The 21077-nt window shown below is 59.8% G+C and carries 19 protein-coding genes; 11 read left to right on the top strand and 8 right to left on the bottom strand.

Annotated features, from left to right (window positions below):
* Positions 1-5 precede the first annotated feature (5 nt).
* Together J5Y17_RS07865 and glsA are read right to left on the bottom strand one after the other, a co-directional pair.
* Entirely contained in the window at positions 6-2189 is a 2184-nt protein-coding gene (locus J5Y17_RS07865; protein WP_219784686.1) for a SulP family inorganic anion transporter, read from the bottom strand.
* A gap of 154 nt (positions 2190-2343) precedes the next feature.
* Positions 2344-4203: a glutaminase A gene (glsA, locus tag J5Y17_RS07860; RefSeq protein ID WP_219784685.1), complete on the bottom strand. Its 1860-nt coding sequence runs from the start codon at positions 4201-4203 to the stop codon at positions 2344-2346.
* A 340-nt stretch (positions 4204-4543) separates the two neighbouring features.
* Between glsA and J5Y17_RS07855 the strand changes: the two genes are divergently transcribed.
* The 3 genes from J5Y17_RS07855 to J5Y17_RS07845 all read left to right on the top strand — a co-directional run bounded on the left by J5Y17_RS07855 (position 4544) and on the right by J5Y17_RS07845 (position 6244).
* Positions 4544-4849 carry a hypothetical protein gene (locus tag J5Y17_RS07855; protein WP_219784684.1) on the top strand — a complete coding sequence of 102 codons (306 nt, stop codon included), beginning with the start codon at positions 4544-4546 and terminating at the stop codon, positions 4847-4849.
* Between the two features lie 82 nt (positions 4850-4931).
* Entirely contained in the window at positions 4932-5378 is a 447-nt protein-coding gene (locus tag J5Y17_RS07850) for a DoxX family protein (protein WP_219784683.1), read from the top strand.
* Complete coding sequence (locus tag J5Y17_RS07845; RefSeq protein WP_255571960.1) at positions 5378-6244, top strand: VOC family protein; 867 nt, start codon at positions 5378-5380, stop codon at positions 6242-6244. The genes J5Y17_RS07850 and J5Y17_RS07845 overlap by 1 nt, the downstream gene beginning before the upstream one ends.
* Positions 6245-6325: 81 nt before the next feature.
* On the opposite strand, the gene J5Y17_RS07840 is transcribed toward J5Y17_RS07845, so the two are convergent.
* Positions 6326-7210 carry a dihydrodipicolinate synthase family protein gene (locus J5Y17_RS07840; protein ID WP_219784682.1) on the bottom strand — a complete coding sequence of 295 codons (885 nt, stop codon included), beginning with the start codon at positions 7208-7210 and terminating at the stop codon, positions 6326-6328.
* 3 nt (positions 7211-7213) lie between these two features.
* Complete coding sequence (gene pdxA, locus J5Y17_RS07835) at positions 7214-8188, bottom strand: 4-hydroxythreonine-4-phosphate dehydrogenase PdxA (RefSeq protein ID WP_219784681.1); 975 nt, start codon at positions 8186-8188, stop codon at positions 7214-7216.
* A gap of 174 nt (positions 8189-8362) precedes the next feature.
* Between pdxA and J5Y17_RS07830 the strand changes: the two genes are divergently transcribed.
* Positions 8363-9397 (top strand): four-carbon acid sugar kinase family protein, encoded by a 1035-nt coding sequence (locus J5Y17_RS07830; RefSeq protein WP_219784680.1) that lies wholly within the window; start codon positions 8363-8365, stop codon positions 9395-9397.
* A gap of 7 nt (positions 9398-9404) precedes the next feature.
* The gene (locus tag J5Y17_RS07825; RefSeq protein ID WP_219784679.1) at positions 9405-10139 is read left to right on the top strand and encodes a FadR/GntR family transcriptional regulator; all 735 of its coding nucleotides are present in this window, start codon (positions 9405-9407) and stop codon (positions 10137-10139) included.
* A gap of 72 nt (positions 10140-10211) precedes the next feature.
* Here J5Y17_RS07825 and J5Y17_RS07820 read toward each other — a convergent pair whose 3' ends face one another.
* Together J5Y17_RS07820 and J5Y17_RS07815 are read right to left on the bottom strand one after the other, a co-directional pair.
* Complete coding sequence (locus tag J5Y17_RS07820; protein WP_219784678.1) at positions 10212-11336, bottom strand: iron-containing alcohol dehydrogenase; 1125 nt, start codon at positions 11334-11336, stop codon at positions 10212-10214.
* A gap of 12 nt (positions 11337-11348) precedes the next feature.
* Positions 11349-12524: an exo-alpha-sialidase gene (locus J5Y17_RS07815; protein WP_219784677.1), complete on the bottom strand. Its 1176-nt coding sequence runs from the start codon at positions 12522-12524 to the stop codon at positions 11349-11351.
* A 326-nt stretch (positions 12525-12850) separates the two neighbouring features.
* Between J5Y17_RS07815 and J5Y17_RS07810 the strand changes: the two genes are divergently transcribed.
* The 5 genes from J5Y17_RS07810 (at position 12851) to J5Y17_RS07790 (ending at position 18960) form a co-directional block, all read left to right on the top strand.
* Entirely contained in the window at positions 12851-14347 is a 1497-nt protein-coding gene (locus tag J5Y17_RS07810; protein WP_219784676.1) for an ABC transporter substrate-binding protein, read from the top strand.
* A 71-nt stretch (positions 14348-14418) separates the two neighbouring features.
* On the top strand, positions 14419-15333 hold the full coding sequence (locus tag J5Y17_RS07805) for an ABC transporter permease (RefSeq protein ID WP_219784675.1): 915 nt from the start codon (positions 14419-14421) through the stop codon (positions 15331-15333).
* A gap of 10 nt (positions 15334-15343) precedes the next feature.
* On the top strand, positions 15344-16285 hold the full coding sequence (locus J5Y17_RS07800; protein ID WP_219784674.1) for an ABC transporter permease: 942 nt from the start codon (positions 15344-15346) through the stop codon (positions 16283-16285).
* Positions 16278-17900: an ABC transporter ATP-binding protein gene (locus J5Y17_RS07795; RefSeq protein ID WP_219784673.1), complete on the top strand. Its 1623-nt coding sequence runs from the start codon at positions 16278-16280 to the stop codon at positions 17898-17900. The genes J5Y17_RS07800 and J5Y17_RS07795 overlap by 8 nt, the downstream gene beginning before the upstream one ends.
* 22 nt (positions 17901-17922) lie before the next feature.
* Entirely contained in the window at positions 17923-18960 is a 1038-nt protein-coding gene (locus J5Y17_RS07790) for a DUF475 domain-containing protein (protein ID WP_219784672.1), read from the top strand.
* Between the two features lie 11 nt (positions 18961-18971).
* Here J5Y17_RS07790 and J5Y17_RS07785 read toward each other — a convergent pair whose 3' ends face one another.
* A complete protein-coding gene (locus J5Y17_RS07785; RefSeq protein WP_219784671.1) occupies positions 18972-19556 on the bottom strand; it encodes a glutathione S-transferase family protein in 585 nt (194 codons plus the stop codon).
* A gap of 148 nt (positions 19557-19704) precedes the next feature.
* Here J5Y17_RS07785 and J5Y17_RS07780 point away from each other — a divergent pair, with 148 nt between their 5' ends.
* Positions 19705-20262 (top strand): carboxymuconolactone decarboxylase family protein, encoded by a 558-nt coding sequence (locus J5Y17_RS07780; RefSeq protein ID WP_219784670.1) that lies wholly within the window; start codon positions 19705-19707, stop codon positions 20260-20262.
* On the opposite strand, the gene J5Y17_RS07775 is transcribed toward J5Y17_RS07780, so the two are convergent.
* Complete coding sequence (locus J5Y17_RS07775; RefSeq protein ID WP_219784669.1) at positions 20259-21062, bottom strand: DNA-binding transcriptional regulator; 804 nt, start codon at positions 21060-21062, stop codon at positions 20259-20261. The two genes, J5Y17_RS07780 and J5Y17_RS07775, sit on opposite strands and share 4 nt — an antisense overlap.
* Positions 21063-21077 lie beyond the last annotated feature (15 nt).

Genomic DNA, 21077 nt, shown 5'->3' with positions numbered 1-21077 from the left:
GAACCTTAGAAACGCGCGTCGCGTAGCATGCGGTTCATGCGCGTCAGGCGGTGGGCCAGATGGCGCGCCGCGTCCCGGTGGAATTCGCTGGCAAGAGCGGCGAGGTCCGGTTTGGTGCTCAAGATGTCCAGATCGATGCGAAGCAGCACGGTGTCCGTCTCGGCAAGCAGGGAGGCCGTACGGGGGATTTCGGCGTAATAGGCGATTTCGCCCACAATCGAACCGGGAAGAAAGCGGGCCACGACAAGGGGCGGCGCATTGCGTCGCGCGATTTCGGCCTGCAATCGACCGGAGACAAGTTGGAACATTTCCTTCGATTGCGCGCCTTGCAAGAACAGGGTGTCGCCGGGCGCCAAATGAATGACCTTGGTAAAACTTGAAATGTCGGCGTGCGGATGCCGCTTTGCCAGTTCTGCCAGAATGTCATCGACATCTTTGCCCGGTTTTTCGGGTCCGAGGATGTCATTTTCAACTTCGATCAGGATTTCGTCCAGCGTGTCGCGCAGCTGTGTGGTCTCGCTAAAACTGGCAGCTTTGACAATTTGTCGCCGGACACGGTCGGACAAACCGGTTAGGACGAGACGAATGCCGTTTTGGTCCAGAACGCGCGAGATCCGGGACAAGGCGAAGATCGCGGAGGTGTCGAGACCTTTGACCTGCGCAAAGTCCAGAACGACCATGCGAAAATGCGCGGGAGGTTCGATTTCACGCCGCAGCTTGTCGAGCAGGCTATTGGCTGACCCGAAGAAGAGATACCCCGTCAGGTCATAAATCAGGACGTCATCGCCTTTCAGTTCGAGCTGGGCAAGATCCTCCGGGCTGCGCTCGACGGAGGACCTACGGTAGGCGGCATCGGACCGCAAGCGCACCACATTGATGCTGGCGTAGGATACCACGAATTGCACGGTGGCCAGCAACAGGCCGACGCTGAACGCCGTCAGGAACCCGACGGTGCCCGCAAGCGCGACGATCAAAAGCATGATGAGGCGATCAGAGGTCGGTAGCTTTCTTCGTTTCGACCAGAGCCATTCATAGAGAAAATCAAAGCCAAGATAGGCGACAATCGCGCCGATGAGGCCCACCGGCACAGAGGCGATTGGAGCGGCACCCAGGAAGAGGACCAAGGCGCTGCTCAGGGCGGCGGCGAGGCCTGCGGTCAATCCGGTGACCCCCATGCGGCTGGCCAGCGCGGTTTCGCCCAAAAGGTGATACCCGACGATGCCGCCGGTGGCCCCTGCCGCGACATTGGCCACGCCAACCGCCTTCAACTCGCGTTCAGGGTCGAGATCGCGCCCTGTCGCCATTTCGATGCCATTGGTGTTCAACAGCAACCCAAGCCCGACCATCGCGGCGACGGTCAACATGCCGCCCGTCTCTCTGGGGATCGCCGCCCAGTCGGCCTCGAATACGATAGATGGTGTGAGGCCGTCGAGGAAACCGCTGTTGCTGAAGGGGCCGAGGAGCAGCCCGAGATCTCGCGCCGTGTCCAGATCGACCCCTAGCACCGCAAGCGTGCCGTAGAAGGCCGCACAGCCAAAGACGATGAGCCCGGGCAAAACAAGCGGATGCGAGATCAAGCGGGTTATCACGACGAGCAAAATGGCAAAACCGAGCCATGGCAGCCATTTGATCGCTTCGCCGGAATGGAAGAGATGGCCAAGGTGGGCGAGGGACATCTCGCTTTTGGTCATCATGCCAAGGGCGGCCAGCACCAAGAGAAGCCCGGTGGCCGCGAGAAAGCCCCCGATCACGGAGTAGGGGACGAAGCGCGCCAGATACCCGAGACGCAATGCGCCCGCGAGATAGAGAATACCGCCCGTCACAAGAGAGGACAGGCCGACAAAAACGGCGACCGTTGCAAAGGCGGTCTCGCCGCTGCTCGCCGATGCCGCAAGCGATGCCGCAGAAATCGAAAGAATGATCGCGGGAACTTCTTGAAGGTGACAGACGACCCCACGGTAAGACCCGAGGAGCGCCGCAATGATCGGCATCGCGATCCCGCCGAGAAGTGCCAGCCCGATCCCACGGTTCGCATAGGGCGCAAGCGGGCCCGAATAGATCAGCGTTGCGGCCGCAATGGCAAAGGTGACCGTCAGAATGGAAATCACCCCGATGGCGACGATCGCGCCGACGATTGCATCCTGCTTTGACGGTGTGGGGACCGTCTGAGGCCGATTTGTATGTGTCATGTTTGCGCTCATCCTCCTGCCGGACGAACTTGGACAAAGCGGGAATGATTTACAACTCTTGAAGTTTTTATGCGCCCGGAAACGTCATTTTCCGGTTGAATAAGTTATTGGGATACACGCCTATTGCCGTCTGATCGGCGGGCCGCGCGTGAGGCTATTTCAAAGCAAAGATCACATCATTCGCTGCACGCAGCCGGTTCGAGAGCGATCGGACTATATTGGCCAAGATCATCTCCAGAATGCGGGGATGTTTCTCCGCGAGCTTACGCACCTCATCCACGACAAAGCCATAGGCGAGCACCGATGTTTCGGCGAACGCATTGGCCGAGCGCAGTCCGCCGTCCAGCAACGCCATTTCCCCAAAACTCTGGCCCGGGCCAATTCCGGCAATCCGGTGCGACAGATCCTCCGATGTACCGAGGTGAATTCCCACGGAGCCCCGCGCGACGACGAAGATCACCTGACCCACGTCGCCAGCGGTCAAAATGGTCTCGCCCTCCTTGAACTCGAAGGTCAGGATCAAAGGCTCAAGTGCGGCGATTTCTGCGGCGTCGAGCCCTTGGAACAGATCAAGTTCGGCAAGAGACAGCTTTTCTTCGGCATGATGCACACCATGTTTTTCGAGGCAGGCATTTTCGGCCTCTTCCAGCGCATCATCGAAATGCGAGACGAAGGACAGCTGACCAGACAAGACCTCGGGCTCAAAGGCCTGAAGAAAAGTGCCGAGGTTGGGATTGTTTTGTGCCTCAACGAAGACGATTTTGGTGCCGCGTTCGGCCTGCGCGTTCACAAATTGCTTGAGCAGCATTCGCGCGCCGCGATCCGCATAGGCGACACGCCGGAAATCGATGAGCAGGGTCTCGCACTCGCTATCCGACATATTCGCCTGACGGATCAAACGCTCAGTCGTGCCAAAATGCAGCGGGCCCTGGGCTTCGATGACGCGGATGGTGCCGCCCATCTCTTTCAAAAGGTCGGCCTCGCGTTTGGAACGCACTCGGTTCGAGGTCACGGCATCGCCATGATACACTCGGCGCACCACGGCGCGGGTGTCGCTGCGGTCGGCATAGGCATGCAGGCCGAAATCTTTGGTGAAGCGTTTACACAGCTCGATGCCTCGCACGGAGTTGCCGACGCTGTCGAGACGCGGGGAATAGACGGCAATCCCGAATTGCCCCGGCAAAACGGCGATGATCCCCCCGGAGACGCCACTCTTGGCGGGCAGTCCGACATCGAACATCCACTGTCCGGCGTAGTCATACATGCCGCAGGTCGCCATGACCGAGAGCACATCTCTGACATCGCCGGGCGAGATCACACGCGTGTCGGTGAGCGGATTGCGCCCATGCGCGGCAAGCGTTCCGGCCATGACCGCCAAATCCTTGGTGGAGACGAGGATCGAACATTGCCGGAAGTAGAGATCGAGAACTTCTTCCGTGGGGCCGTCGATCATACCGGCATTGAGCATCATGTAGGCGATGGCACGGTTTCGGTGTCCGGTGTCGCTTTCGGATTGGTACACCTTTTCGTCGATTGTGAGATCGCGCCCGGCGAAGCGACTGAAAAACTCGAGCTGCGATTTTTCGCGCTCCGCATGGGTTTCGCCGACAAGAAGCTCCGACATCGCGATGGCGCCTGCGTTCACCATCGGGTTGAATGGCCGATTGTTCATGTCGTCCAGCGTGATGGAGTTAAAGGGATCGCCCGTTGGCTCCACCCCCACCTTGCGCAAAACGCGGTCGATGCCGTGGTTTTGAAGCGCGTAGCCGAACATGAAAGGTTTCGAGACGGATTGAATCGTAAAGGTCTGGTCGAAGTTGCCCGCAGAATAAATCTTGCCGTCGACAGTCACGACAACGGCGGCCAAATCGTTAGGGTCGGCCTTGGCCAGTTCCGGAATATAGTCCGCAACTTCGCCGTCATGATGGTCTGCAAGCTCTGACAGGAGGGTGCGGAGGTAACCTTCGACGGGGGAGACGGCATGAGGTTGAAGGTCGCGAGGTGTCGTATTCATGACGTCCGTATTCCTGTTTCTGCAGTGTAGTCAGGGACCATTTGGCATCAAACAGGGCGTCAGCACGCAATGTTTCTATGATCTTTCTTCTCTCGACGCGTCGTTTTGAGACCTTTCGCCCTATATTTATGCAGGCGCAGGGGGCGCTGTTCGCTCGGCGGCTCGGTTTTATAAGCATCCATTTATGCGGATAGGGATGCGCGGCGTCAGCTTCGTGCGTTTGAAACGTCATTGCTTCGTTTCATCTCATAACATCTGCGTTACCAACGCGGGGTAAACTTGCGGTGGAAATTCCTGCAGGGCTAGAAGTCTCGAAGCGAGTTTTCACCGAGGAGCGCCAATGCTGCGTTACCTTTGCCTTTGTCTGACTGCTGCGGCCATTCTCATGTCCGCACTTCTGCCCGCCTCGGCGGCGCGGAGAACTGTGTGTCCAAGCACAGTGGTCGTCACAGACGTGTGCTACGCCCCCGGCGTGGGCATGACTGTCCAGGCTCCGGCAGAGAAACCCTGTTTTACCTGCACCATCACCGAGGCCCGCGATCCTGCGTCGCCGCGTGATGCTGGCTCCAAACTTGCACTCTCTCAGAAAGAACTCGACCTCTCGGATCGGAGTGTTCCGCCCGACTTCCGACCTCCGAGAGCCTGATCTCCATTCCCCTATCGCGGCGCTTCGGCGCCTGACTTTTCGCGTCGCCTTTGTGGTGGACGCATTCTATGGAGATACACTTATGACTAACGAAACCGACCGCACCGCTCTCATTATTCCGGCACTCGCCCCCGTCTATGCCGCCACCGCACCGCTCGCACAGCTTTGGTTGCGTGTGATCTGTGGCGTGGCCCTGATGGTCCATGGCTGGCCGAAAATTCAAAACCCGACTGGCGCCGCAGATATGGTCGCCGGCATGGGCTTTGCACCGGGCTGGTTCTGGTCCATCCTGCTCTCTGTGACCGAATTCGGGGGCGGCTTGCTTCTCGCGCTTGGCCTTCTGACGCGTCTTGCTGCTGCTGGAACCACGGTGATCCTGCTGGTCACCATCTACTTCCACTGGATCAAGCTCGATCAGGGCTATAAGGGCGCAGAACTCTCGCTGATCTGGTCTGCTGTGACCCTGAGCTTTGTGACCAAAGGTGGCGGCCGCTTCTCGCTGGATCGGCTGATCAAGAAAGAGCTGTGATGCAACGAAGAACGCTTTTGAAAGCAATGGGGGGTGCGGCCTGTGCCGCCTCCCTTCCGATGATCGCGCAGGCGTCCAACAGCCTGCCGCTCTCGGCGCCTATTCATGTTGGCGCCGTGGGCCTCAAGGCGCGTGACGCGGAGGCGCTGTCTGCCTGGTATCAATGGGCCGTCGGCCTTGAAGAACTGAGCCGTGAGGGATCGACCATCTGGCTTGGTGTCGGGGGCAATCGTCTGTTGGCTCTGACGCAGGAGGAGGGGCTTCGCCTCCCTAACGATCGTCAGTCCGGCCTGTTTCACACCGCGTTTCTTTTGCCATCGCGGCGCGATCTTGCAAATTGGATCGCCATGGCCATCGAACAGCAATTGCCCGTCACGGGCACGGCCGATCACCGTGTCAGCGAGGCCATCTATCTCACCGACCCGGAGGGCAATGGCGTCGAGATTTACGCCGACACACCGGAAGAGAGCTGGCAATGGGTCGCGGGTGAGGTGCAGATGGGCAGCTTTGCGCTGGATGTCGATGGGATCATGGGCACCCTGGGTCTGCTCCCGCCGCGCTGGGCAGGCGCCCCTGTCGGAACGAGTGTTGGCCATGTGCATCTGAAGGTTGGCAACGCCACTCGCGCCGGGAACTGGTGGAGCGATGTGCTTGGCTTCGATGCAGTGAGCACGCGAAATGATGCCGTGTTCCTGTCGACAGGTGGTTATCACCACCACGTCGCGGTCAACGAGTGGTTCAGCGCGCGATCCGGGCGTCGATCCGACCGTGACGCGGGGCTGGACTATGTCGAACTTGTGCGTCGCGATGGGGGAGAGCCGCTTTCCTATGAGGATGACTGGGGCACACGCATCCGGTTTGTCTGAGATGGGTATGAGAAAATCCGGGGCGATGGTATGTCGCCCCGGATTTATGCGGTCTTAAAGGTCGGCCTTGGATCGTCGGCGTTATCGACCGTACTTTTTCAGAATGGCGTCGATCTCTGCGTCCTGTTGGGGGTCGGGCAAAAGCGCCGGTTGGCGTGAGGCGCCGACAGATGGATCGCGCAGATAGAGCGCGCGTTTCACGAGAGCCGGCGGGAAACCGAGCTTGTAAAGATCCGTGCGGAACGCCGTGTAGGTTTCCTGAGCCGCCGCTGCGCCAGCCTCGTCGCCAGCATTCACACAGGACACAATCTCCGCGAGCACATCCGGCAACACGTTGCCGAGGCCGGAGATACAGCCCTTTGCGCCATTGCCCAGAGACCAGTGCGCGAGATGGTCCGGCCCGGAGTAGACGTCGAACCCTTCGATCTCTTTGCCGACCGTCAGATAGGCCTCGAGCGTGTCTTGAGCCCCGCCGGAATCCTTAATGCCCGCGATGTTCCCGTGCTCGGCCAGCACGCGGGCCGTGTCCGGTTCGATGTGGTTCTGGGTGCGCGCCGGAATGTCATAGAGATAGACCGGCGTCTCGACCGCATCCGCGACCGAGGTGAAATGGCGGATGAGACCGTCTTGCGTGCAGGCGATGAAAAACGGTGTGATCACCGCGATGCCATCGACGCCGATCCGGTCGAATTCGCGGGCGAGAAGTTTGGTTTCGAAAGTGGCGGGCATGCCCGCATTGACGATCACCTTGGCTTTGCCACCGACTTCGTCCACGACCTCGCCACAGAGGCGGACTTTCTCGTCAAAGGTCAGCGCGGAGAAATCACCGTTTGTGCCGGCGCACATGATGTTGTTGCCCGCTTCGATCTGACGGCGCACCTGGGCGCGCGTTGCCTCATAATTGATGGTCTCGTCATCGTTGAAGCAGGTGACAAGCGCGACGAAGGCTTCTTTGTGCTCACTCATGGATCAGGTCCTTTTGGCTGCGGACATTTTGGCCGCGTAATCGAGGGCGCAGAGCATGTTGTCGTGTTTTGCGATGCCGGTGCCTGCGATGTCGAAGGCGGTCCCGTGGTCGACGGAGCACCGGTCAATCGGCAGGCCGAGCGACACATTGACCGCCGTATCGAAGGCAACGAGCTTGATCGGGATGTGTCCCTGATCGTGATATTGCGCGATGACCAGATCAAAGGCGCCCTGATAGGCCCGATGATAGACCGTATCCGCCGAGATTGGGCCCTCTACGTTGATCCCCTCGGCGCGGGCGGCTTCGACCGCGGGCGCGATGTAAAGATCATCCTCATTGCCGAACAACCCGTTCTCGCCGCAATGCGGATTGATCCCGGCAACCGCAATGCGCGGCGCCTCAAGTCCCATGCGTTTCAGATGCTTGTGGCCGGTGCGGATGGTTTCCAGCACTCGTTCGGTGGTGGCGCGGGCGATGGCGTCTTTGAGCGAAACATGGGTCGAGACATGCACGACGTTCAGGCGCTCCGACGCGAGCAGCATCCAAGAGGATTTCGAGCCGGTCAGATGCGCCAACATCCCCGTGTGGCCGTCGTAATGATGCCCCGCCGCGTTCAACGCTTCTTTGTTGATAGGGGCGGTGACAATACAGGCTGCTTTGCCAGACATTGTCATCTCGACGGCGCGCTCGATGTAGCGAAATGAGGCCTCGCCGCAGGCCGGTGACAGAACGCCGAATTCGCCGGGAAGCCCCTCGATCGGAACATGCGCGACACGGATGCCGTCACCGTCGTCTTCGGGCGAGAGGATCGGGAGAGAGACGCCACAAACCTTTGCTGCGCGTTCCATCGTGTCCCGGTCGCCGATGACGATGGTTTGGGCGCGCATGGCCGCATCGCGATCCGCGAGCGCTTTGACGGTCACCTCTGCTCCGACGCCGGAGGGGTCTCCCATGGTGATCACAACTGGTTCGCTCATTTTGGCCTCCTCGGGATGGCGATCTTGCGACAAGGGATAACTTATAGGTAAAGATGTTTCAACAATTTGGCGCCATCTCGGCGAAAATATAATTTATACGCATAAAAACAGTATATTATTTTGTGTTTTCTCGTGTATGGTTGAAGTCAATATCTGTAAAATTGGTAAAATATCATGACGGAAGTGCTTATCATAGCTGATGATTTGACGGGTGCGCTCGACTCGGCGGTCGGCTTTGCGGGGCGTCACCGCAAGGTTGTCGTGGCGCGGAGCCCCGAGGCGGTGCCGGAGGCGCTTGCCCTTAATCCGGATGTTTTGGCTGTGAACACGTCCAGTCGTGAGATTTCGCCAGAAGAGGCGGCAACACGTGTGTCTGTGGCGCTTGAGCTGGTGAGGCCTTCGGCGTTTCAGGTTGTGATGAAAAAAGTCGACTCGCGGTTGAAGGGCAATATTGCCGCTGAGACCGCTGCGATGGCGCGTTGGTACGGGGCGGCGCCTGCGATCGCCTGTCCGGCCATCCCTGAAATGGGGCGCAGGGTCGAGGCGGGCGCGCTGGTCGGGGAGGGGGTTCAGGCCCCCATCGATGTGGCGGCTTGTTTCGCGGACCCTGTGGAGGTGCCGGACTGTGCGGAGGATGCCGATCTTGATCAACTGGTGGCTGAGGCCGGGGCGCGCGCGCTCTGGATTGGCGCGCGGGGGCTGTCTTTCGCGCTGGCCCGTCGCGCAGGTGTTGAGATGCCTGATCGCGCGCGCTTGCGGGCGCCTCTGATGATCGCCAATGGATCGCGAGATCCTGTGACGCGGGCGCAAATTTCGGCGTTGCCGAACGGGGTTGCGGTGCGTGACGCGCCCGATGGGGTGGCTCCGGATGAGCAGATTTCCGAAGGGCCTCTGGTTCTTTCGATTTCCGAGGGTGGCGGCAACATCACAGGACAAGAGGCCGCGCGTCGCTTTGCGGAAACTGTGGCACGTTACGCGGGGCGCACTTGTCCCGCAGCTTTGCTGATTTGTGGGGGTGAAAGTGCGCAGGCGATACTGGACCGGCTGGGGGTAAACAGTTTACAAGTGACCGCCGAGTTGCGGCCGGGCCTGCCGCTTTTTGAGGTACAGGTGAGCTGGGGTAGACTGCAGATCGTCACGAAGTCGGGCGGTTTCGGTGCGCCGGAGCTTTTGGCAGAACTTGTAAAAGAAACGATGGAACGCCGGTGAGGGCAGCATGGACCAACAAAACGTAGAAAAGGGGGCGTCGCGGAGTTCCCGTCCGTCTCTCTCGGAAAAGGTCTATATCGCCTTGAAAAATCGCATCACCCGTGGGGATTACGGTGCGAATGAAAAGCTTCCGGCGGAAAAGGATCTCTCTGGTCAGTTCGGCGTCTCGCGCCCGGTTCTGCGCGTGGCGCTAGAGCAGTTGCGCGAGGAGGGGTTGATCGTGTCGCGCCAAGGCGCCGGGAATTTCGTGCGGGTCAAGCGTGAGCCGGCTCTGGGCTACACGCCGGTCGAAACCTTTGCCGATATTCAGCGCTGCTATGAATTCCGGCTGACCGTCGAAGTTGATGCGGCTGGGCTTGCCGCGCAGAGGCGCAATGATGAGAGTCTCGACGAGATGCTTCGCGCGCTCGATCTTTTGTCTGATGCGACCGGATCGCGCCTGCACCGTGAGGACGCGGATTTCACCTTTCATCTCGCAATCGCGCGGGCGTCAAACAACCAGTATTACGCTGAAACACTCAAGGCTCTGCGGGACCATATTTACGTTGGGATGAAGATGCACGGCGATGCGCTGATGTCCGATGGGGCGGCGGCGCTTGAGCATGTTTTGGGGGAGCATCGCGGGATTTATGAGGCGATCCGGACCCGTGATGCGGAGCGCGCCCGTGAGACCATGCGCACGCATATCATCCATTCGCGTGAGCGGTTGTTTGGTGGCGGGATGCTTGATCTGTCGATGTAAGCTACAGAAATGTTTGCATGAAAAAGGCGCGCTCCTTGGTGGGGCGCGCCTTTTTCATGTCGTGTGTCGCGATCAGAATGCGTCGCGGTAGATCGCATGCACCTGATCGACGCTCATATCGCGCGGATTGTTGTCCATCAGGCGGCGGATCGCGTGGGCTTCCTCGGCCCAGGCGCCAAGGTCCGCTTCGTTTGCCCCAAGCGATTTGAGGTGCATTTCGATCCCGAGATCGCGGCAGAATTCAAAAGCCGCCGCTTTCAGCGCGTCCTGGCTTCCGGCATTGCGGAGGCCGAGGGCCTCGGCGACTTCGGCGGTTTTCGCAGTGGCGACCGGTTGGTTGAAGGCCAGCACATGTGGGAAAATGATGGCGTTGGCCAGTCCGTGCGGCAAGGACAGTCGTGTCCCGAGCGGATAGGCCAGCGCATGCCCCGCCGCCGTGTTCACAGGGCCAAGGCAGATGCCGCCATAATAGGAGGCCAGCATCATCCCGGCGCGCGCTTCGCTGTCGGTGCCGTCCTCGACGGCGCGTTTGAGGTATTTCCCGACAAGCCCAAACCCCATGCGGGCATAGCTGTCAATCAGGTCGTGGGATTTGATGTTGGTAAAGGCCTCGACGCAATGCGCCATGGCGTCCACGCCGGTCGCCGCCGTCACGGCGGGCGGGACGGAATAGGTGAGTTCAGGGTCAAGGACGGCCAGATCTGCAATCAGATGCGGGCTCTCCACGGCCAGCTTCGACTTTGACACCGGGTCGGTGATCAGGGCGCGAATACCGGCCTCGGAGCCTGTTCCTGCGGTCGTTGCGACCTGCACAAGCGGTGTGTCACGGCCTGCGACCTTATTCGGTCCAACCACATCGGTGAGCGTCTGGGGGCTGTTCCAAAGTGCTGCGACAAGTTTGGCGATGTCCAAAACCGATCCGCCACCAAGTCCGACAATGAGGTCGGGGTTGTGCGCGCGCGCCTCATCCAGAACCGCCTCGAAGGCGGGCAGGTCCGGTTCGGGCGGCACATTCTCGATGACTTTGATCTCGCCAGCGAGGCCGAGCCGATCGACGTATTGTGCGGTCGGGCCGGAGGCGATGATCAGGGGGCGTTGAGCGAAATGGGCCCAATCCCCGACCTTTGCGGCCGCGCCGACGCCGATTTCAAGGCGTTTGGGCTGATGAATGGTGATGAGGCGATCCATGGTGGGCATGATGCGCTCCTTTCAGGCGGTTTGGGCGATGAGGTCGGCCACGGTTTCTGCACTCAGGCGCACATGCCGGATGGCGCGGCGGTAGAGTGTATAGGCGATGTCCAATCCGCCATCCGCACGGGGCAGGAGGACGGGATAGGACAGCTCTTTGTTGTGGCCGTCGATCGAGTTGTTCGACAGGCATGTGCCTGCGCTTGTTTCGACGGTGTAGCGAATAGGAAAACTTTTGCCGCCATCGGAGGACAGGCAAAGCGAGAGAGGCGCGCGCTCGACACCCCAAATCGGCTGACAGCCTTCGCCCTCGGGGCGGTCGTCCTCCTCTTCGAGTTCGTCATAGAGCGAGGCGCGGCGAGACGAGGACTCCGCGGCCGAGATCGGATTGCACACCATGCCCAGAACCGTGTCGCTCAGAGGGGCGACCCCGATTGAGCTGTTGTTGTTCGGGACGTCTGTCGGGGCAGGGGCGCTCCAGCTTCGCCCGCCGTCATGGCTTTCGGAGCGATGCACGAAATCCGATTGGCGGCGGCGGTAGAAGGCGGCCATGTCGTCTCCGCCAAGAGACACAGGGGTCATGTGAACCGCGCCCGGCGAGTCGGGAACATCCGTCACAGACCAGCTTGCGCCGTCATCCGTGCTGACCGCGATTGCCGCAGTGTCGAAGGCCCCGGTCCAGCGGATGCCGTCGCGCGGGTTACAGCAGAACAGGGGAAGCACCCATGCACCATCGTCGCGGACAAAGGGGCGCGCGCGGATGAATGTGCCGTTCGGAAGTCCGATGTCGCGTTTCGCGCCCGATGTGAGGTGATCGCCTTCGCGGATCACGGGGCGGATGAAAACGCGAGATTCATCTTGGTTTCCAGCGGGTTGCGCGGTGTTGAAAAGCCAGATTTTGCCATCGGGTGCGGTAAAGAGAATGGGGTTCTGCTCCGAGCGGTCGGGGTCGTCCGTCAGTCGTGCGAACGGGCCCCATTCTGTGGCGCCTTCGTCCAGTATGGTCGCGTAGATCGAGATGTCCGACTTGCCCTCGAGTGTGCCGCCAAACCAGGCGCAGGCAAGCGCCCCGTCAGGCAGGCGGGCGAGAAAGGCAGCATGATTCTGAATCGTCTCCGCCGGAAGAATCGCCCAGTGGCCGTCAGGACGCGGCGTGAGCTTTCCATCCATGTTTTCAGCGATTTCGGTCGGCGTCATGCGGGTCTCCTCCCCTGGTGGTCTGGCTAACAAGTGAGCAGATTAGTGAACAACTTGTCAAGTTGAGAAGGATATCCGTGGCGCATCGGAGGGAGGTTTGGGAAATCAATGTCATTTAAAATCGTTTAAAAACAGTTATTAAATTCAAATAAAGGGGGTAAATAATTTCTGGGTTTGACTTTAGTTTTCAACTTTACCAATATTGAAGGTGCGCAGAATCCGCAGGGAGGCGGTGGCGCATCTGAGGTGCTCATAAGCACCCGGACGAAAATGGGCGCACAAGCGTTCAAAAGTTTTGGAAAGCGATCTGCTTTCAGGGAGGAAACATGAAACAGACTACATTTCTCGCGGGGGCGCTTCTGGCGACGTCGGCTCTGAGCCCGGCGTTTGCGCAGGATGCCAGTGTAACCATCGTGCTTGGCGAAGAGCCTGATCTCGTCGAACCCTGTATGGCGACACGCTCGAACATCGGCCGTATTGTTCTTGGCAATATCAGCGAAACCCTCACCGAACTTGATGTGCGTGGCGACGAAGGCCTGAAGCCGCGTCTGGCCGAAAGCTGGGAGCTTGTGGATGACACCACCTGGCGTTTCCATCTGCGCGAGGGTGTGACCTTCTCCGACGGTTCCGCATTTGACGCCGCCGATGTGAAGCACTCCTTTGAGCGCGCGGGCAGCGATCAGATCACCTGCGAAATCTCGCGCTATTACGAAGGCATCTCGATCACGCCGAGCGTGGTGGACGATCTGACCATCGACTTTAAAACCGATCCGGCCCAGCCGATCCTGCCGCTTTTGTTGTCCTTGCTGACCATCGTGCCGTCCGAAACGCCGATCGAATTCACGCGTGAGCCGGTGGGGACGGGCCCCTATGTCCTGTCCAACTGGGAGCCGGGCCAAAGCATCACGCTTGAGCGTCGTGACGATTACTGGGGCGAGCAGCCCGCGGTGACCAAAGCCACCTATGCCTTCCGCTCTGATCCGTCCGTGCGTGCGGCGATGGTGGAAACCGGTGAGGCCGATATCGCGCCGTCGATTTCCGCGATTGATGCGACCACGGAGATGGACCGGTCCTATCCGAACTCGGAAACCACCTATCTGCGGATCGACCACGGCGTGGCGCCTCTCAATGACAAGCGCGTGCGCGAAGCACTGAACCTTGGCATCGATCGTGAAGCCTTCGTCGGAACCATTCTGGCCGACGGGACCCAGATCGCAACGGCGATCAACGTGCCGACAACGCTCGGTTGGAACCCGGAGACCAAGGCCTGGGCCTATGATCCGGACCGCGCAAAGGCGCTGTTGGAAGAGGCCAAGGCGGATGGCGTTCCGGTGGACACCGAGATCCTTTTGGTGGGCCGCACCGCGAACTTCCCGGGCGCGACCGAAACCTATGAGGCGATCCAGTCCATGCTGTCCGAGGTCGGGTTCAACGTCCGTCTGCAGATGGTCGAAGTGGCCGAGCATGAACAGTATTACTCGAAGCCCTATGTTCAGGATCAGCCGATCCTTGTGGGCGCCCAGCACGACAACTCGCGCGGCGATCCGGTCTTCTCGATGTATTTCAAATACCATTCGGACGGCCGTCAGGCGGGCATCGCAGATGCCAAGGCTGATGATTTGATCGAACGCGCAACGGCCGCCACCGGTGACGAACGTGTCGCGCTCTGGTCCGAGCTGTTCGGCTACCTGCATGACGAAGTCGTCGCCGACGTCCTGTTGTTCCACATGGTGGGCCATGCCCGCGTGGGTGAAAATGTCGACTTCACCCCGACCATCGCGACCAACAGCCAGCTTCAACTGTCCGAAATCGGTCTGAAGTAAGTCCTGCCTCCCGGGACACGCACGGGGCAAACCTCCCCCGTGCGTGTTTCGATTTGATGACGGAGAGCCCTATGAAAAAGATGCTGGGAAAACGGGCCTTGTCGAGTTTCGTCTCGCTGATGGTCCTGATCGTCCTCGTGTTCTTCCTCTCGCGCCTGACGGGCGATCCTGCCGCGCTTTATCTGCCGGTGGATGCCTCTGAAGCGATGCGAGAAAATTTCCGAGAAATCCATGGCTTGAACGACCCGGTTCTGGTCCAGTTCGGTCGCTATCTCTCCGATCTTGCCCAACTCGATTTCGGGGACAGCCTGCGCAAAGCACGGCCTGCTATTGATGTGGTCCTCGAGTCCTTTGTCTGGACGCTTCAGCTTGCTCTGATCACTATGGCGCTTGTGACCGTTGCGGCGATCATCGTGGGCTCCATCGCGGCTTTCAATGTCGGGCGTCCCTTTGACCGCTTCGCCTCTGTGCTGTCCCTGATCGGGGCCTCCGCGCCGGATTTCTGGATCGCCATTGTGGGCATCGTTCTGTTCTCCGTGAACTTCGGGTGGTTGCCGACCTCTGGCACGGGAACCGTCTGGCACTGGATCTTGCCGATCTGTGTGCTGTTCATCCGCCCGTTCGGTTTGATCCTCCAGATCGTGCGCGGCTCCATGATCAACGCGCTGGGTTCGCCCTATGTGAAGACTGCGCGCGCCAAAGGCGTCAAAAACCGCCCTGTCATCTTTGTCCACACGCTGCGCAACGCCATGCTGCCGGTGATCACCGTGATCGGGGATCAGGCGGCGGCGCTCTTGAATGGCGCGGTGGTGGTGGAGACGATTTTCGGGTTCCCCGGTGTGGGCAAACTGATGATCGACTCGATCCTTCAGCGTGACTTCAACGTGATCCTGGCGGCCATCATGGTCACAGCTATCGCGATCTTTATCATGAATATTCTGATCGACATCGCCTATGCGCTGCTCGATCCGCGTATCCGGGCTTGAGGAGGGACGCATGAGCGAGACCACCACCGATACCGCCACCACCACGCCCGTCATCGCGCCCAAAGGGTCGACCGGCCTGCGCCGCGTTCTGCGCATGCTTTGGGCTGACAAACTGGCCTTTGTCGCGATCCTGTTTTTGTTGGTCGTGTTGTTGTCTGCCATCTTCGGACCGATGTTTCTCGAAGAGATGGCCGCGAAAACCAACCTGCGGGCGCGCAATGCGCCGCCGTTTGAGCTGACGCGCGGGTTTTTCTACATTCTCGGCGGGGATGCATTGGGGCGGCCGTTGCTGGCCCGGATCATTGTCGCCTCGCAGAACACCATGGTGATCGCGGCGGGCGCGGTGCTTGGGTCTCTCGTGGTCGGGTCAACCCTCGGGTTAATCGCGGGCTATGCCGGGCGCTGGACGGGCGAGGTGATCATGCGTCTGGCTGACGTGATCATGTCCTTTCCCTCGCTGCTTTTGGCCGTGATCGTGCTCTATATGCTGGAGCCGTCGATCGGAAACCTCGTGCTCGTGCTCGCGATCACGCGCATCCCGATCTACCTGCGGACAACGCGTGCCGAAGTTTTGGAGGTCCGTGAGCGGATGTTCGTTCAGGCCGCCAAGGTCATGGGGGCCTCGCACCGCCGGATCGTGTTCAAACATATTCTGCCGGTGATCCTGCCCACGCTCTTGACCATCGCGACGCTCGATTTCGCCTTTGTCATGCTGGCTGAATCCGCTCTGTCTTTCCTCGGGATCGGCATTCAGGCCCCTGAGATCACCTGGGGTCTCATGGTGAGCCAGGGGCGGCAGTATCTCACCAACGCGTGGTGGCTGGCGTTCTGGCCGGGTCTGGCGATCATCCTGACCACCATGTCCCTCAATCTGCTGTCAAGCTGGATGCGTGTCGCGCTCAATCCGACGCAACGCTGGCGCCTCGAAGTCGGAGGAAAAAAGAATGGCTGATCATCTTCTCGAAGTCCGTGATCTTTCCGTCCGGTTTCACACCGTCAACGGCATGGTTAACGCGGTGAACGGCATTTCCTGGCATCTGGACCGTGGCGAAACCCTCGCGATCCTCGGCGAAAGCGGATCAGGCAAATCGGTGTCGGCCTCTGCGATCATGAACTTGATCGACATGCCGCCCGGCGAGATCACCAGCGGGGAAATCCTGTTCGACGGGATGGACCTGTTGAAAGCCTCAGAAGAGGACCGGCGTCGCCTCAACGGAAAACGCATTTCGATGATTTTCCAAGACCCGCTGGGCCATCTCAACCCGGTCTATCCGGTCGGTTGGCAGATCGCGGAAACGGCGATGGCGCATGGGCGCTCCAAAACCGAGGCCTACGAGCGTGCGCTGCAGTTGATGGAACGTGTCGGCATCCCGAATGCCAAGGACTCGATGGGCAAGTATCCGCATGAGTTCTCGGGCGGTCAGCGCCAACGCCTGATGATTGCCATGGCGCTGGTGCTCAAGCCTGATATTCTCATCGCGGATGAGCCTACCACAGCACTTGATGTGACGGTGCAGGCCGAGGTTCTGTCTCTGCTGGAGGAATTGCAGGAAGAGACGGGCATGGGGCTTTTGCTGATCACCCATGATCTGGGCGTCGTCGCAGAGTCCGCCGACCGCGCGGTGGTGATGGAAGGCGGACGGATCGTCGAAAGTGGCACTCCGCGCGAGCTTTATCACAACGCACAGCACCCCTATACGCGCAAGCTTTTGGCCGCTGCCCCCGGAAAGGGCGAGATGCGCGATGGCACGCAGCGCGAGGCGCCGATCCTTGAAGTCAGGGGGCTGAAAAAGAACTACGGCCAATTTCACGCGCTCAAGGATGCGAATTTCGATCTCTACGCCGGCGAAACGCTAGCCGTTGTGGGGGAATCCGGCTCCGGAAAATCCACGATTGCGCGGCTCATGCTGCGCTTGGAGGAGGCCTCGGGCGGCACTGTCGCGTGGAAGGGCGAGGATATTCTCACGAAATCTCCGAAAGAGATGGGCAAGCTGCGGCGTCAGTTGCAGATGGTGTTCCAAGACCCGACCCAATCCCTCAATCCGCATATGTCGGTTTACGACATCATTTCCGAGGCTTGGGTGATCCATCCCGACATTCTGCCGAAGGCGAAATGGCGCGGCCGCGTCGAGGAATTGCTCGAACAGGTCGGGCTTCAGCCAGAGCACGCGCTGCGCTATCCGCATCAATTCTCCGGCGGGCAACGTCAGCGGATCGCGATTGCGCGGGCCTTGGCGCTCGAACCTGATCTGATCATCTGTGACGAGGCGGTCTCCGCGCTTGATGTGTCCATTCAGGCGCAGGTGATCGCGCTGTTGGGCGAACTGCGGGACCGTCTTGGCATCGCGTTTATCTTCATCGCCCATGACCTGCCGGTGGTGCGCGATTTCGCGGATCGCGTGCTTGTCATGAAGCGTGGCGAGATCGTGGAACAGGGGGCGGTGCGCCAGATTTTCGAAGACCCCAAACAGGGATACACGCAACGGCTTCTGGCCGCGGGGCTCGATTCCGATCCCGATGTTCAGGCCGAACGCCGCCGCGCGCGTCTGGCTCTTGCTGGCGCCTGAGACGATTTTCCGAGAGGACGATATGAAAACGCTACTTCACTATTTCAAATGGGCGATCCTCGTGACCGTCTTGGGCCTCATGGCGACCTTTTGGCTTGGCTACCGGTTCGACGGCACGCTCAGCGCGGCCCTGTCATTTCTGTTGATCGGGACCGTTCTTGCCGTTTTGGAGATTTCGTTGTCCTTCGACAACGCCATCGTCAACGCGAACAAGCTCAAGACCATGACGCCCGTCTGGCGGCAAAGGTTTCTGACTTGGGGTATCCTGATTGCCGTCTTTGGCATGCGGATCATTTTTCCTTTGGCCATCGTGGCGATCGCGGCGCGGGTTGGACCGATTGAGGCCTTGCGCCTGTCGGTTAGTGAGCCGCAGGAATACGCCCGCATCATGTCAGAGAGTCACCTCTCCATCGCGGCCTTCGGTGGCGCGTTCCTCGGCATGGTGGCTTTGTCGTTCTTTATGGACGAGGCCAAGGAAATCGACTGGATTCACCGCATCGAACGCAAGCTGCGCTCGATGGGCACGATCAAGGGCGTCACCTATGGCACGGTGCTTTTGTTGGTGCTTGGCTTCGGGCTGTTTTTGGGCACGGAAGATCAGGCAACCTTTTTCAAAGCGGCGATCATGGGGCTGGTGGTGTTTATGTGCGTCGAGACGCTCAGCCATGTTCTGGACGCAGAATCTGAGATTCAAAGCGCTGCACGGGCAGGGGGGCTGGGTGCCTTTCTCTATCTCGAAGTGCTCGACGCCTCGTTCAGCTTCGATGGCGTGATTGGCGCTTTTGCCCTCACCAACAACCTGTTCCTGATCGCCATAGGCCTTGGGATCGGCGCGATGTATGTGCGTTCCATGACGATCATGCTGGTAGAGAAAGAAACCCTCAACCAGTTCCGCTTTCTCGAGCATGGGGCCTTCTATTCCATCCTCGCGCTTGCGATCATCATGTTTGCGCAAAGCGTGGTGCATATTTCGGAGGTCGTGACTGGCCTGCTCGGTGCCACGATCATTGCGCTGTCATTTTTCTCATCCCTGCGTTTCAACACGCGCTCGGAGACCTGAACCGACATCGATCAGATCGGAGAAATGGACGTGAGCCGCTGGTGGTAGCTTTCGAGCACCGCCGGCGGCTCGATCCCGATCCGCTCTTTCCATGAGATGAGATAATATGCGGCGGCATCGGCGATAGAGAACGCGCCAAAGAGGTGCTCCTTGTCGCCAAGCTGCTCGGCCAACACGTCGAAGCCCTCACGCACGATCTCTTGCCCATAGCGCCGCAATTCGGCTTGTGCCGTCATGTCGGGCAGGAATTTCTGTGGCATCATGGCAAACACCGAGCCCCTCATGTGGAGGCCCGAGACGATATGTTCGGTCAGCGCCATGACCTTCACCTCTTCCGCCAAACCTGACGGCAACAGCCCGGCGTCCGGATAGGCTTTGGCCAGCCAATAGGCGATGACGGGCCATTCGGTGAGCACCGTGCCGTCAGTGAGCCCGAGCGCGGGGACTTTGCCTTTCGGATTAATCGCGAGGTAGGCCGGATCGCGATGCGCGCCGGACTTGAGATCAGTGACGATCAACTCGTATTCGGCGCCGCAGGCCGCGAGCAAAAGCAGAATTCCCTCGGAACATGAGCCGGGTGAGTGATAGAATTTCATGACGCCCTCCTGCGAGTGTCGCCATCAGACCAGAATGGGTCTGCGCGCGCATCTCCTGCGTGGGTGGCGTCCATTGTGCGGACATTTGAGAAAAGACATTTGGTCTAAAGACGTTTCCAAGGCTTTCTCGCAACAAAAGGAAGAGCAGATGACACGCACCGCGCCCGATAAAACTCCCGAGCCCATCGCGCCTCTGACGGATGACGTCTGGCCTGAAGAGATCGCAGAGTTGCGCGCGGGGTTTGCGGGCGCGCTCAACGTCTATCGCACCATGGCGCATCACCCGGAGCTCCTGCGGGCTTGGGCGCCGTTGCGCCAGCATCTCGTCAAGGACAGCACGCTCGGGGCCCAGAATTCGGAGATCGTGATCCTGCGCACCGGTGTGCGGCTTGGCTCGTCTTATGAATGGGCGCATCACGTGTCTCGTGCGCGCGCGCTTGGCATGGGGGATGACCGGATCAAGGCGGTTCTGGCCACGCCCGAAGGCGAGGATGCGCTTTTGGTGCAGGCGGTGGATGCCATCATTGACCACCAGAAACTTCCCCCCGCGCTGGAGCGTCGGCTGGCGGAGGTCTTCGGGCAAAAGGCCGTCTTCGACATCATCGCCACGGTCGGGTTTTATACCGTATTGGGCACGATCCTGATGACCTATGAGGTGCCACTGGATGACCGGATTGCTCGCGAGATGGAGGACAACCCGCTCTAGTCGGGAAGCGACGCGGCGATTTTCTCGGCGATTTCCCGAAGCGGCGCGCCGTAGTCTTCGGCGGCCCGCCGAGTGGTCATGGCGCTGCGGATCCAGATCAGGGAAATACAGCCCAGCACCACGCCACGCGACAGGATCGGCACAGCGATGGAGGCGGTCTCCTGTCGGAACTCGCCACTGTCACGGATGGCAAAACCGCGGGCGCGGGTGTCGTCCAAAAGATGCGACAGCATCGGCTCTTCGAGATAGGGTTGGTCTTCCTCGACGTTCAGACGACGCAGGTGATCGAGGATTAGGTTGCGTTCCTCGTCGGGGCAAAAGGCCATATAGGCGCGTCCCGCAGAGGTCCGCAGCACCGGCATGCGAAACCCTGTCATGCCCCGGTCGATGGACAAAGGCGAGCGGCCGTGGGTCGTTTCCTGCACCACCATGGCGGCGTTGTTGTAGACGCTGAGATCGAGAGGCCAGACCACGCGTTTGGCATACTCGCCAAAGATCGGGCCTGCGGCCTGAGTGATCTCAGAGGTCAGTGCATAACCGTCGCCAAGTGCGGCGGCAAAGCGTGTTACGCGGACATAATTCGAAGTGGCGGAAAAGGCGACATAGCCCAATTCCTCAAGCGTTTCCAAAAGGCGGTAGACGGTGGGGCGGGGAATGCCCAGAGCCTTCGCAATCTCGCCGGGACGCGCTTCGCCGACTTTGTTGACGTGGCGCAGAATGGAGAGACCCCGCGCGAGGGATCGCACGGAGCCATTGGACAGCGCCTTTCGGGGCGTCGACGTGGCGTGATCTTTGGTCATGGGAAAACCATTTCA

Source organism: Celeribacter sp. PS-C1, from assembly GCF_019429625.1.
In the GTDB taxonomy this organism is placed as follows: domain Bacteria; phylum Pseudomonadota; class Alphaproteobacteria; order Rhodobacterales; family Rhodobacteraceae; genus Celeribacter.
The sequence above is the reverse complement of the archived record's forward strand: the minus strand, read 5'-3'. Positions and strand labels throughout refer to the sequence as shown.